General features: G+C 41.2%; 16 protein-coding genes and 1 pseudogene. 3 read left to right on the top strand and 14 right to left on the bottom strand.

What is annotated here, in order from left to right; translation table 11 throughout:
- Positions 1-364 precede the first annotated feature (364 nt).
- The gene (locus RJ41_RS08630) at positions 365-958 is read right to left on the bottom strand and encodes a hypothetical protein (protein WP_039219410.1); all 594 of its coding nucleotides are present in this window, start codon (positions 956-958) and stop codon (positions 365-367) included.
- Between the two features lie 213 nt (positions 959-1,171).
- Here RJ41_RS08630 and RJ41_RS08635 point away from each other — a divergent pair, with 213 nt between their 5' ends.
- Both RJ41_RS08635 and RJ41_RS08640 read left to right on the top strand, forming a co-directional pair.
- Positions 1,172-1,420 (top strand): type II toxin-antitoxin system Phd/YefM family antitoxin, encoded by a 249-nt coding sequence (locus tag RJ41_RS08635; RefSeq protein ID WP_039219417.1) that lies wholly within the window; start codon positions 1,172-1,174, stop codon positions 1,418-1,420.
- A complete protein-coding gene (locus RJ41_RS08640; protein WP_039219422.1) occupies positions 1,410-1,703 on the top strand; it encodes a type II toxin-antitoxin system RelE family toxin in 294 nt (97 codons plus the stop codon). The genes RJ41_RS08635 and RJ41_RS08640 overlap by 11 nt, the downstream gene beginning before the upstream one ends.
- A gap of 122 nt (positions 1,704-1,825) precedes the next feature.
- Here RJ41_RS08640 and RJ41_RS08645 read toward each other — a convergent pair whose 3' ends face one another.
- The 13 genes and pseudogenes from RJ41_RS08645 to RJ41_RS08715 form a co-directional block, all read right to left on the bottom strand.
- Positions 1,826-2,122: a HigA family addiction module antitoxin gene (locus RJ41_RS08645; RefSeq protein ID WP_039219423.1), complete on the bottom strand. Its 297-nt coding sequence runs from the start codon at positions 2,120-2,122 to the stop codon at positions 1,826-1,828.
- Positions 2,122-2,400 (bottom strand): type II toxin-antitoxin system RelE/ParE family toxin, encoded by a 279-nt coding sequence (locus RJ41_RS08650; protein WP_039219425.1) that lies wholly within the window; start codon positions 2,398-2,400, stop codon positions 2,122-2,124. Before RJ41_RS08650 ends, RJ41_RS08645 begins: the two co-directional genes overlap by 1 nt.
- 153 nt (positions 2,401-2,553) lie before the next feature.
- Positions 2,554-2,886, bottom strand: coding sequence for a hypothetical protein (locus tag RJ41_RS08655; protein WP_014998550.1), 333 nt, complete (start codon positions 2,884-2,886; stop codon positions 2,554-2,556).
- Positions 2,887-3,583: 697 nt separating this feature from the next.
- Positions 3,584-3,715: pseudogene (locus tag RJ41_RS19550) on the bottom strand (excalibur calcium-binding domain-containing protein); the annotation flags it as partial.
- A gap of 1,593 nt (positions 3,716-5,308) precedes the next feature.
- Positions 5,309-5,701, bottom strand: a complete 393-nt coding sequence (locus RJ41_RS08675; protein WP_039219435.1) for a nuclear transport factor 2 family protein — start codon at positions 5,699-5,701, stop codon at positions 5,309-5,311.
- 63 nt (positions 5,702-5,764) lie between these two features.
- Complete coding sequence (locus RJ41_RS08680; protein ID WP_039219437.1) at positions 5,765-6,304, bottom strand: hypothetical protein; 540 nt, start codon at positions 6,302-6,304, stop codon at positions 5,765-5,767.
- A 111-nt stretch (positions 6,305-6,415) separates the two neighbouring features.
- On the bottom strand, positions 6,416-6,871 hold the full coding sequence (locus tag RJ41_RS08685; protein WP_039219438.1) for a hypothetical protein: 456 nt from the start codon (positions 6,869-6,871) through the stop codon (positions 6,416-6,418).
- A gap of 175 nt (positions 6,872-7,046) precedes the next feature.
- Positions 7,047-7,280: a DUF6429 family protein gene (locus RJ41_RS08690; RefSeq protein WP_039219472.1), complete on the bottom strand. Its 234-nt coding sequence runs from the start codon at positions 7,278-7,280 to the stop codon at positions 7,047-7,049.
- 125 nt (positions 7,281-7,405) lie between these two features.
- Complete coding sequence (locus RJ41_RS08695) at positions 7,406-7,711, bottom strand: hypothetical protein (RefSeq protein WP_039219440.1); 306 nt, start codon at positions 7,709-7,711, stop codon at positions 7,406-7,408.
- Between the two features lie 119 nt (positions 7,712-7,830).
- Positions 7,831-8,214: a hypothetical protein gene (locus RJ41_RS08700; RefSeq protein ID WP_039219442.1), complete on the bottom strand. Its 384-nt coding sequence runs from the start codon at positions 8,212-8,214 to the stop codon at positions 7,831-7,833.
- A gap of 120 nt (positions 8,215-8,334) precedes the next feature.
- On the bottom strand, positions 8,335-8,847 hold the full coding sequence (locus tag RJ41_RS08705) for a hypothetical protein (protein ID WP_039219443.1): 513 nt from the start codon (positions 8,845-8,847) through the stop codon (positions 8,335-8,337).
- A 479-nt stretch (positions 8,848-9,326) separates the two neighbouring features.
- Positions 9,327-9,635, bottom strand: coding sequence for a hypothetical protein (locus tag RJ41_RS08710; protein ID WP_039219445.1), 309 nt, complete (start codon positions 9,633-9,635; stop codon positions 9,327-9,329).
- 108 nt (positions 9,636-9,743) lie between these two features.
- The gene (locus RJ41_RS08715) at positions 9,744-10,061 is read right to left on the bottom strand and encodes a hypothetical protein (RefSeq protein WP_039219447.1); all 318 of its coding nucleotides are present in this window, start codon (positions 10,059-10,061) and stop codon (positions 9,744-9,746) included.
- Between the two features lie 321 nt (positions 10,062-10,382).
- On the opposite strand from RJ41_RS08715, the gene RJ41_RS08720 reads away from it, so the two are divergent.
- Complete coding sequence (locus tag RJ41_RS08720) at positions 10,383-11,351, top strand: integron integrase (RefSeq protein WP_039219448.1); 969 nt, start codon at positions 10,383-10,385, stop codon at positions 11,349-11,351.
- Positions 11,352-11,395 lie beyond the last annotated feature (44 nt).

Below are 11,395 nucleotides of genomic sequence, written 5' to 3' on the forward strand. Positions count from 1 at the left end.
GGCACAACCTACGAGGTCGTTATGATGGCAGTCACTTAACTGTGATTGAACCACGAGCATAGACTGATGAGAAGGTGGCCACGGCGGAGTGAGTAAGGTAGGCGCTATTCATTAAATTAATGAATAATCCACGAATACCAGCTTGATAACCGACGACATTACTGCCTCATCCGGTGCGTTAGCTCAATTTATAATGAGTGGGAAACAAAGCTAATTATGGGCTGAAAGAGTGTCAGGAAAATACTCGTTCAGGGTTGACAAAGGGAGTCATACCAACGCCTTACTAAGGGGCGCATAAATGCTTGGCTAAAATTAGCGACGAAGGAGCACAAGCCAAGCGTTTTGCGTCCTTTTAAGTAACTTGTTATATGCCTGTAGTCGTTAAAATTTTCTCGATTGCACTTAACTGTAAGTCCAATTGAGCTTCATTAATATGACCTTTTTGATATGCCATTTCAAATTCCAAGAGTTTTAGTGTTTGTTCTAAAACCTTGAGATATAAAGGAGCATTATATGTACGACTTCTTTTAAGGTTGATTAAATATTCGTTCAGATCACTTAACGTTGTCCCTGATAAATTTTTGCTGACTATATTTTGCATTAAGAAAGTGTCTAAATATTCTGGGTATGGTGGTGGGTTTTTTAAAAAGAACTCAGCCTTCAATTCATCTTCTTTTGGCAATTTATTAAAATATTCTATCAATTCTTCACTATATTCATAACAAGTCTCTACTGAAGAAATCGATGACTGTAAAAGTTTAATTACATCTTGTTTTTCTTTTTGTTTCGCTTCGTAATTTGTAATAGATATAGCTAATAGAACACCAACTAATGTCGCAACAAGAGTAAGAAAGAAATTAATTCCGACACTATAACGCTCAATAACACTTTTAAATTTAGGTATAAACGTAAAGACACCAAGAAAACAAAGAAGAATAGTGAGTATTATGTAAAGCATTTTAATCCTTTTAAATGATGAAAAATATAAGTCGAAGCGCTAGGCATATAACACCCGCATAACGGGCAAAAATATGTAGGCTACAATACCAAGCGAAGCGCAGGGAGCCTACGTATTTTTGTCCCAGCGAACGTAGTGAGCGAGTTTATGCGCTTGTTAAACCAACAATGATGGCCTAAACTGACCTAATTAAAGACCTTTTAGGAGACCGTTATGGCGGCGAGAGTTTTGGCAGATGTTGCTGCAAGTATTACTGAACTAAAAGCTAACCCTATGAAAGTTGCGAGCAGTGCATATGGCGACCCTGTCGCTATATTGAATAGGAATGAACCCGCATTCTACTGTGTCCCGGCTGAGATTTACGAAAAAATGATGGATCGTTTGGAGGATCTGGAACTACTACAGCTTGTTAGTGAAAGGCAAGGTGAAGAAAGCGTTTCGGTGAATTTGGATGACCTATAAATTAGAGTTTAAGAGAAGCGCCCTAAAAGAATGGAATAAACTAGGTAGCACTTTGCAGCAACAACTGAAAAAGAAGTTAGCAGAGAGATTAAAAACACCGCACGTAGCCCCAGATAGAGTGTTAGGTGCCGATAATGTTTATAAAATAAAATTACGTCAATCAGGATATAGGTTGGTTTATCGGGTACTTGATGACGTAGTTGTAGTTACAGTAATTGCAGTGGGAAAACGCGAGAGAAATGAGGCTTACAAAAAAGCATTAAAGAGACTTGATGCTGAATAAGGGTTCAACACCCACATAAGGGGCAGTAACGCGTGGGCTAAAATCCAAGCGAAGCGACTGAGCCCACGTGTTACTGTCCCAGTGAGCCTGCGAGCGACTTAATGTGATTGTTATACGCGCCTTTATACCGCCGCCAGATTATAGGGAGATACATGTAAAGAACTTTGATATTGTCGCGTTTGCCATAAATCAAAAGCATTTTGCAAACGTAGCCAATGGTCAGCTGAAGGCTTACCAAAGACCAGCTCCAGACGAAGTGCCATCTCTGGGGTGATGGCTCCTTTGCCATTAAGCACTTTTGACAGTGTTTTGCGGCTAACATCTAAATGCTGAGCGACATCAGTTATAGTGAGTTCTAGAGCTTCAATAACAAGTTCTTTGAGTATCTCACCGGGATGTGCTGGGTTATGCATATTCATTAGTGATAATCCTCGTAGTTAACGATTTCGACATCTCGTCCAACAAAGCGATAAGTAACTCTCCAGTTACCACTCACTCTGACAGACCAAATATCATTTCTGCTACCTTTGAGTTTATGCATATAAAGACCGGGCAAATCCATGTCATCAGGCGCTTCGGCTTGATCGAGATTGGACAGGATCAGACGAAGCTTATTTTCATGCTTCTTCTGAATTCCTGATGTGGTTCCTTTAGCGTAAAACTTCTGAAGGCCTTTATGTATAAAACTCTTAATCATGCAGTTATTGTAACCTCATGGGTTACGAGTTGCCAGTGGAATTTTCGGCGCGTATAACTTTCCAATAACGGGCGCAAACATGTGGGGCATAATGGCGCAGCCGCCCCATGTGTATGCGTCCCAGCGAACGTAGTGAGTGAGTTTATTGGATTGTTATATGCCTTGTTTATTAAACCTGATGACATCTTTGTGTAACCCATAAGACATGCTCAATCCAAGCGTGTCGTTAAAATAGAACTGAATATATCCATTATTGAGCCTAGCTTCCCAGTTACTGATATTGTCGTAGCGAGAAAGGTATAGATTTACTTTTTTCTGTCTCCCAAGGTTCCAAGACCTTCCAATGGGATCGTCGTACCAAGCACTTGAAACAATGCCATCCGTTTCATAAATAGCTACATTGTAAGCTGCATTTGAAACTTTATATTGCCTTTCCTCTTCGGACTCAAAAAAGACGGGGCTGCCAACCTTTTTTAATATAGCCAATCCATCTTCTATTGGAATGTCTAAAGGTACGTGAGGGCTTTTGAGTTTTTTAAACCAGATAATGTCCGTATTCCTTTGGCATATAACTTTCCAATAACGGGCGCAGACATGTGGGGCATACTGGCGAAGCCGCCCCGCGTGTATGCGTCCCAGCGAACGAAGTGAGTGTGTTAATTGGCTTGTTATATGCGTTGCTCATTTAAACCACTCGTCTTTGTGAGACTTGATTGTAACTTCGTCGACCTCTGGGAGTTCACTTAACTTTAAGCCACATGAATTACATGAGACAGCCCACATACCTGATTTAGAATAAAAACTACCGTTGAATATGATGTTTAACAAGGAATAAAAGCGTTTACCACAACGTGGGCAGGTTGATAATGACAGTCGAAGCAATAAAAAGAGAAAAAGGTAGATGAATAGTGGGGCAATGAATCCTAGTGGCGGAAATAATAAGCCAAGAAAGATACCTATTGATACTAAATAAAAGCACGGCCAGCGAGCAGAATGTAGGTTGTCAGAACGAAGCTTGATTTTTCTTAGACCAGTGAAATATTCTTCCATGAGTTAAGTACCAATTAGCATATAACTTTCCAATAACGGGCGCAGACATGTGGGGCATAATGGCGAAGCCGCCCCGCGTGTATGCGTCCCAACGAACGCAGTGAGTGAGTTGATTGGGTTGTTATGTACGTTGCTAAAACTGCCTTTCACATGGTATTCCGTCATTGTCGCCATCCATTTTTGTATTTGGGCAGTTTTCTAAGAAAAATTTTGCTTCTTCATAAGATGTCATTTGACTGCAATGTTGTCTACCATCGCAACGAAATGAAAAACGGTCTGCTTGAATTAGAGTTTCTTGTGTAGGTAAGGCAGGTTGTGGCAATACTTCCACGTTTTGATCGTTCTTAGAGTAAATAAAGGCTCCAATTAGAACGGCTAAAAGTAGTAATAATTTCTTTGACATCTAAATTTCTTCCCTGAGTACATAACATTAAGCTAAGCGGCGCAGTTGCGTGGGGCATAATGGCGAAGCCGCCCCGCGTAAATGCGTCCGAGCGACCGAAGGGAGTGGTCTTAAGCGCCTTGTTATAAGCAGAGCCAGTTCCTTTGGTCTTTTTAAAAACTGATAAAGCCAGCATACGATTGATTGTCAACGCAGACAAGAAAAACGACTGTGCAGTGATGTTTTTGATTTGACTGAAGCTAGCCGCCATCTGAGCTGTCGAGTGTAATGGCGCTTGCGAGGTTCAACTAATAACTTGGCGATAAAGCGCCTATTACACCACCTTTGAGTTATGAGCGGCGGATTTAAACCTACCACAAGCCAGAGCGATGCTAATGAAAACAGGTGAGGGCAGTTACACTGGGATTTTTATAAAGCCAAACGCGGTTTAGGCTGACGCCTTATAACTTTTAAATATGGGGCACAAACTGGCAGGCTATAATGGCGAAGCCGCCTGCCTGTTTGTGTCCCAGCCCGCCTGCGGGCGACATGATTTTTTTGTTATACGCCAAGTCAGAACAACCTTTCATAGCTTTTTTGTGCTAATAACATTTGGGTATGGTGTAAAACCCCAGAGCCAATAACCGCATAGCAAATAAGAAAGAATGACACCAAATGTAACGAAAAAAGTTATCCAGGAGCCGTCGGAAACAACAAACAATGTTATGAAAGTGACAATGCCAACTAAACCTGAGTAAGACATCCACTTTTCATGGGCTTTACTATCAAATTTCACTTTTTTCTTGCCACTACTAAGAAACGATTCTGTTAAGTTCGCTTTGCAGGAAGGGCACAAAAAACCTTTATTAAAGCCCAGCTTGTATCCATCTACAGCATCCGTGCAAGGAAACTTAATATGGCAGTTGCAGCAACAGTATTTCATCATGGCGTATAACTTTTAAATAAGGGGCGCAGGCATGTGGGCTAAAATCCGAACGAAGTGAGCAGCCCACATGTTTGCGTCCCAGCCCGCGCAGTGGGCGAGCTTGATTTTTTTGTTATACACAATTTAATTCGAAGAACTGCTTTCTTGCTGCAAAAAGAGCAGGATTTTTTCTAGAGAGTAGAAAAGTAACTGCAAAACTACATTTAAGCCAAAAATGATAGCGCCCCAAATAAAGCCTGTATCACTTGAATAGTATTCAAGGCCAAGCTCTGAGTGGTTACGAATATTTGAATCTACTAGCGCCCAGTTGGCAAACATTGCGATAATTAAAAAAGCAAACAGCCAAAAAGATGAAAGAAGTTTGTATCGCTTTACAATTTTTTTAATATTTTCTTCTGACCCGTAGGGTTCCCTCCTTGTGTATAACGCCCAACTAAGGGGCGATAACACATGGGCTAAAATTAGGAACGAAGTGACGCAGCCCATGTGTTAGCGTCCCAGCGAGCAGCGCGAGCGCCTTTAGTTTTTTGTTAGGTAGCATGTTTAATCGGAGTGCCTTGGTGATATTGAATTTGCCAATTGTTTTGTGATTTTTTCCATATAGAACACCGATATGCACTTTGTTGATTTATTGTGGTTAGATACTTAACCAAAACACAGTCTTTGGCTAGTACAACGAAGCTAAAATCATGGGCTGAAAAAGCCACTGATTCTTCGTTGACCAGTTCGTTGATAATATCCGATTTAGAAAACCTCTTGCCTGATTTTCCGACTTCCTCGAATTCATCGGCTATTAAAACTTCCAGACGTTGCTTGTTTTTTCGGGTAGCAAGATCATTTAGCTCTAATTCCAAATTTCTTATAGTGTCGAATTCCATACTGCTACCTAACTTTTCAATAACGGGCGCAGGCACGTAGGGCATAATGGCGAAGCCGCCCTGCGTGTATGCGTCCCAGCGAACGTAGAGAGTGTGTTTATTGGCTTGTTAGCCACCATTTACAACATCCTCAACTATATAGTAACCCCATAAACCTGTTTTAAGAGTTACCTCAAGTTTGTCTCCGACACTGTATGTCGTTTTTGGAGTTTCTCCAAGATTGAGTGACGTTGCATAATCGCCATTTGAGATTAAAATGTATTCAAATAAATCGTATCTAACACGTCTTTTCCCGATAGCTTTCACTACAAATTCCTCTACGTGCACTTCTTCAGATGCGAATATATGATTAGATATTGAAATAAAGCCAATAAATCCAAACGTAGAGAACACTATGAGCAGGGGAAAGTTAATCAACCGTTGATGGAATGGCGTTTTTCCAGGTTCGTCTATTATTAAATAACTTGCAGATTTAGCATGTTTCCACTTTTGAAATAGCCTTATAGCAGGAGCGCCTGAAATACCAAGCCCAACAGCGATGTATGTCAAAATGCCATCATCGAGTACATCGCTAAAGGCTAAAAAACTAAGCTGAAGGATAGCGGCACTATATGCAATAAAAAATGAAAATGAAAAAAATTGGCTCATAGTGTCTTTGGTGGCTAACGCTAAGCTAACGGGCAGTGACGTAGCGGCATAATAGCGAAGCGCCGCTGCGTTACTGTCCCAGTGAACGCAGTGAACGTGTTAAGCGCTTTGTTATGCACGTGCACGAAACATCCTTAAGATTTGTTCTGCTATACGCAATATTGCGTAGCCTAACCCCAATAAAATTGTAGCCCAAACCGGTATCCAAATAACCGCGATGGCTGCAGTAGATGACGCTCTTTCGTTGGTGAAAAGCGAGTGCTGCATTTCCCAATAACCAAACAAATGAAAAGCGGAAATACCAAATAATGCAAGCCATAATGCAAATCTGCCAGCGGCCTTGTGTCGATAATGCGACTTAACTGATATTACTGCTAGTGCAAGAAAAGGTATGGCGCGAAAACCAGCAGAGAAAAAATAACTCGAAAAGGAAGCAAACTGAAATGTTCTATCGATTGCATTTGATACCCCTAAGTCACCTACAAATAATCCGAGCGCAAATTTGGACAAGTATTCGTTGGAAAATAAGAAAAGCAAAACCAGTGCGACCCAAAAATTCCATTTCATTTAAATCTTCCTATTAAGTGCATAACTTTCCAATAACGGGCGCAGACATGTGGGGCATAATGGCGCAGCCGCCCCGCGTGTATGCGTCCCAGCGAACGAAGTGAGTGCGTTAATTGGCTTGTTAGTTGCCACGCTGATACATCCTAGATTAACAGCTGAGCTATGCGCACAATACTCACTCACTTTTGACGAATAACTTTTTGAAGAGCTCTTCCGATTTGGCGAGCCCTTCTTCAGTTAAAACAACAGACTTTGATTTGCCAACAGGGTCGTGAATATAACCTTTTTCATAAAGCCGTTCGGTTATACTCCAATCTATTTGCTTCCAAGCCCTACCAAACTTGTCGTGCAGAGTAAGGTAAAATAGAGCAAGTGCCGCTTCATCGATTTTATCTTCATCTATTTCCACTGCTGTCTCCATTTTCATATGGCTACTAACTTTTCAATAACGGGCGCAGGCACGTAGGGCATAATGGCGAAGCCGCCCTGCGTGTATGCGTCCCAACGAACGAAGTGAGTGAGTTTATTGAGTTGTTAGGTGCGTGGGTAATAAACAAGAGAACTCCCTTCTTTTAACGCTTCGTCGTAATAACCAGTAAATCCCTTGTAAGCATCAGTATTCAATATGTCAACTTGAAGCTGATTGCCTGCTAAATTAGTGATACTTGAGAAGCCAAATTTTTTAGCTTCTGTCTCCGCATTCAAAAACTCTGTTGTTTCTGACTCTTGGCGAAGAAAAAGCATGCATTTATGAGTAGCGCCAATATCTGGGTGAGCGTAATCGTACTCAGGTGTTTCAGTGAAAGTGCCAGTAAAACCATAGATGAAAACTTTACTCATACCAGTAGCACCTAACACCCCACTAAGGGGCGATAACACATGGGCTAAAATTAGGAACGAAGTGACGCAGCCCATGTGTTAGCGTCCCAGCGAGCGGAGCGAGAGCCTTGAGTGGTTTGTTAGGTGTCGTCCCTACTATGATAAAAGTAAAACCCAACGCCAATAAAAACTAATAAGCATATTATGAATAAGCGAGGTTCTTCAGCGTAATAAATAAAGCCGTTTCGCGAAGGGATTTTTCCAAAATAAACTGAAAAAAAAACAGTGGCAGGCCATACAGCGAGCACTATTCCTCGTGCTGATTTTTTTCCTTTTTTGGTGTTGTGCGGTGAAGAGTTGGTAGTATCCAATGGGCTGTGATTTTCAGCAGGAACACCGCTTCTCCTTCGTGCTATTTCTTTCTTAATTGTTAAAACTCTATCGGGGAACTGAGCTTTATCTATTTGCGTCAAGACATCTTCTAGTTCTTCCAATGTATAAGATGCGAAATTTGGTTCATCCATACTCAAAGGCACCTAACACCCGCATAACGGGCACAAATACGTAGGCTACAATACCAAGCGAAGCGCAGGGAGCCTACGTGTTTTTGTCCCTAGCGAGCGAAGCGAGTGTTAATGCGCTTGTTATGTGCCAATTTGGTCCGCTGTCATCTGACGAAATTCGGCATAATTATCAGCGTATTCCCAAACAGAGAACAAATGCTGGCCTTTTGAGTCAATTAAGCAGAATATTTGGCAGCTTGCGTATTCTTTGGATTTTTCTAGTTCACGCCAAGAATACACATCAGTTTTTCCATTATTTGTAAGGGAAATGCCACTTTCATTAAATGTAAAACTTACCTTTAGAGATTTTAAGAACCTAAACATTAAGTAGGCGAACTTTCCAAATACGAATGTCAAAACGCCGCAAACGACAACCAAGAAGATAGAGGTTGAAACGTCAGCTTCTGGTATCCGGTTTGCTGAAATGTAAATCATAGAAAGTGGGCTACCGATGTAGACAGGCATTAGTATCACCGCACAAGTGTATGCAAGTACTCTTATTTTCTTGGAATGTTGAACCATAGGTACCTTGGCATATAACTTTCCAATAACGGGCGCAGGCATGTGGGGCATAATGGCGAAGCCGCCCCGCATGTATGCGTCCCAGCGAACGCAGTGAGTGTGTTGATTGGGTTGTTAGTACCCGTAAACCCACTACTACCTAGCAACATTATTTAATTTTATTCCTATTTTTGATTATTTCACGATAGCTGAAATAGGTAAAAAATGGCGAAAGTAAATAAAAAGCTAGCAGCACATCTAGAGCAAAAAGTGGATAAATCAGTTCTGCTTGGCCAATAGAGCCGCAAAAGTCCCATGAAAATATAGAAATACATTCATAAACTGAAGTTGACCAGACATATGCAGTAAGACCGAATAGAACGCTAATTATCAAAAGACTTCTTAGCATTTTTAGATATAGCTTTTTGGATGGTTTTATTTTCAAGCTTCCTGCTCCGAGGGTACTAACACCCCACTAAGGGGCGGTAACACATGGGCTAAAATTAGGAACGAAGTGACGCAGCCCATGTGTTAGCGTCCCAGCGAGCAGCGCGAGCGCCTTTAGTGTTTTGTTAGGTAACGTTGCCACTCGAAGAAAGGCTAAACATACCAAATACCAGCAAAGACAAACAAATGAAAACGGATAGGTTCTTTATACCTTTTTTCTTATGTTGATTGCCAGATTCAGTAAGCGCCCCTTGAATGACTAAAGAGTTTAATAAGTTGAATTTGATAAATCTATTTTCAGGCGCGCCATCTTTTTGGTTTTTCGAGGCCAATAGAAGGTAATAGATGCCTCTGAATAAACAAACAAACGAGATTGGAAATGCCACACAAAACACAAGAATGCTTAAAATTACAGATGTGTTGTGCATGTTCATACCGGTACCTAACTTTTAAATAAGGGGCGCAGGCATGTGGGGCATAATGGCGAAGCCGCCCCGCATGTTTGCGTCCCAGCGAACGAAGTGAGTGGCTTAATTTTTTTGTTATGTGCCATTATGCTCCTCGCCTGAAAGCGAGCTTTCCCAAGACACAATTGCCGCTAAGATGTTTGACAAAACAATGGCAAAAAGGCCTACAGCAATGATAAGAAAACCGGCTTTAATTCCACCAAGACCTATACGATAAGTCTCTGTACTGCCGCTTAGGGGTGGTGTTGGAAAAAAATAAGTAAAGAGCGTGCCTGCAATTAACGCTATTGCTACACCAATTAATACAACCCCGAAATAAGTGAGCACACGAGCAATAAATAACAATAAACCTAGGTTTCTGGGCTTTATATTTGGGAACGGTTTCAAACCCATAATAATTCCTTTTACTGAAGCTTGGACGTTTTGGTTAACTTATTTTGGCACATAACAATTTAATCGTTCCCTAAACGGGGCGATTTAACGAACCAGAACGGGTTTTTTGTCCGTTTGGTTTTAAACATGGTTAAACCATAACCTATCATTAGAATTAGTAAAATACGTTTTTGGTGTATTTTACTCAAAAGCTAAAAACACCAAATCGGGGTGCAAGTGTTTTTGGTGTTTTTAGCGCATGCTTCTGTAAGAAAACAGGTACTAAAGTCAGTTATTTCATTGTGATTTTTTAAATAGACTTCTTTTATTTTGGAGTCGAATATGAAGTCTCAGTTTATTAAATCCCTGTACGAGCACATGATGCTGAAGCGCTATGCAAAACGTACTATACAAACCTACATAAACTGGATTTCAGACTACATTCGTTTTCACAAATTTCAGCACCCGAAAGATCTCGACGTTTTGCATGTTGAAGCATACCTTACGCACTTATCCACCAAGCGCAAAAATGCACGGTCTACACAAGCCACTGCACTCAATGCGCTCGTTTTTCTCTACAACAAGTATTTAGAGCAGCCGCTACCTTCCGACATGAATTTTGTGGGGAGTGGAAGGGAAAGGAAGCTGCCAGTTGTGTTAACCCAGTTAGAAGTAAAAGCATTGCTTGGTAGGGTGCCTACCCATCATTACTTAGCAGTAGCACTTCTGTATGGAAGTGGCCTTAGATTAATGGAGTGCGTGCGTCTTAGAACGGGGGATATAGACTTCGACTACAAGTGTGTGAGGATTTGGTTTGGAAAAGGGGGCAAACATCGTGTGGTGACGTTGTCAGATTCGCTGATCCCACTTTTAAAAAATCACATCAGTGAATGTGAAAAACTTTTGCAACGAGATTTGATGGTGCCAGACTTTGCTGGTTCTTGGATTCCACATGGATTGAGGAAAAAGTATCAACAGCGTAATAAATCGCTGGAATGGCAGTATTTGTTCCCTGCATCAAAACTAAGTATTGACCCAGAAAGTAAGCTATTACGGCGACATCATATAGATGAAAAACAGATACAGCGTGCGGTAAGTCGAGCTTCAAGTGATGCGGGAATAATTAAGCACGTTACGCCTCATACGCTTCGTCATTCATTTGCTACACACTTGCTTCAATCTGGCGCAGATATCAGAACAGTGCAAGACCAACTAGGTCATGCCGATGTTAGAACTACTCAAATCTATACGCACATACTTCAACAAGGGGCTAATGGTGTAGTCAGCCCGCTTTCTAATTTAGCGTTTTAGTTTTCTAGTTTACGGAAACAAAAAAGGGCCCGAAGGCTAATGCC

The organism is Alteromonas marina (genome assembly GCF_000808575.1).
In the GTDB taxonomy this organism is placed as follows: Bacteria; Pseudomonadota; Gammaproteobacteria; order Enterobacterales; family Alteromonadaceae; genus Alteromonas; species Alteromonas marina_A.

What these genes read in the sequence shown, in the direction of transcription:
- RJ41_RS08630 (WP_039219410.1), bottom strand. Translation starts at nt 958, where the DNA reads ATGCTTTACATAATACTCACTATTCTTCTTTGTTTTCTTGGTGTCTTT.
- RJ41_RS08635 (WP_039219417.1), top strand. Translation starts at nt 1,172, where the DNA reads ATGGCGGCGAGAGTTTTGGCAGATGTTGCTGCAAGTATTACTGAACTA.
- RJ41_RS08640 (WP_039219422.1), top strand. Translation starts at nt 1,410, where the DNA reads ATGACCTATAAATTAGAGTTTAAGAGAAGCGCCCTAAAAGAATGGAAT.
- RJ41_RS08645 (WP_039219423.1), bottom strand. Translation starts at nt 2,122, where the DNA reads ATGAATATGCATAACCCAGCACATCCCGGTGAGATACTCAAAGAACTT.
- RJ41_RS08650 (WP_039219425.1), bottom strand. Translation starts at nt 2,400, where the DNA reads ATGATTAAGAGTTTTATACATAAAGGCCTTCAGAAGTTTTACGCTAAA.
- RJ41_RS08675 (WP_039219435.1), bottom strand. Translation starts at nt 5,701, where the DNA reads ATGCCCTACGTGCCTGCGCCCGTTATTGAAAAGTTAGGTAGCAGTATG.
- RJ41_RS08680 (WP_039219437.1), bottom strand. Translation starts at nt 6,304, where the DNA reads ATGAGCCAATTTTTTTCATTTTCATTTTTTATTGCATATAGTGCCGCT.
- RJ41_RS08685 (WP_039219438.1), bottom strand. Translation starts at nt 6,871, where the DNA reads ATGAAATGGAATTTTTGGGTCGCACTGGTTTTGCTTTTCTTATTTTCC.
- RJ41_RS08695 (WP_039219440.1), bottom strand. Translation starts at nt 7,711, where the DNA reads ATGAGTAAAGTTTTCATCTATGGTTTTACTGGCACTTTCACTGAAACA.
- RJ41_RS08700 (WP_039219442.1), bottom strand. Translation starts at nt 8,214, where the DNA reads ATGGATGAACCAAATTTCGCATCTTATACATTGGAAGAACTAGAAGAT.
- RJ41_RS08705 (WP_039219443.1), bottom strand. Translation starts at nt 8,847, where the DNA reads ATGCGGGGCGGCTTCGCCATTATGCCCCACATGCCTGCGCCCGTTATT.
- RJ41_RS08710 (WP_039219445.1), bottom strand. Translation starts at nt 9,635, where the DNA reads ATGAACATGCACAACACATCTGTAATTTTAAGCATTCTTGTGTTTTGT.
- RJ41_RS08715 (WP_039219447.1), bottom strand. Translation starts at nt 10,061, where the DNA reads ATGGGTTTGAAACCGTTCCCAAATATAAAGCCCAGAAACCTAGGTTTA.
- RJ41_RS08720 (WP_039219448.1), top strand. Translation starts at nt 10,383, where the DNA reads ATGAAGTCTCAGTTTATTAAATCCCTGTACGAGCACATGATGCTGAAG.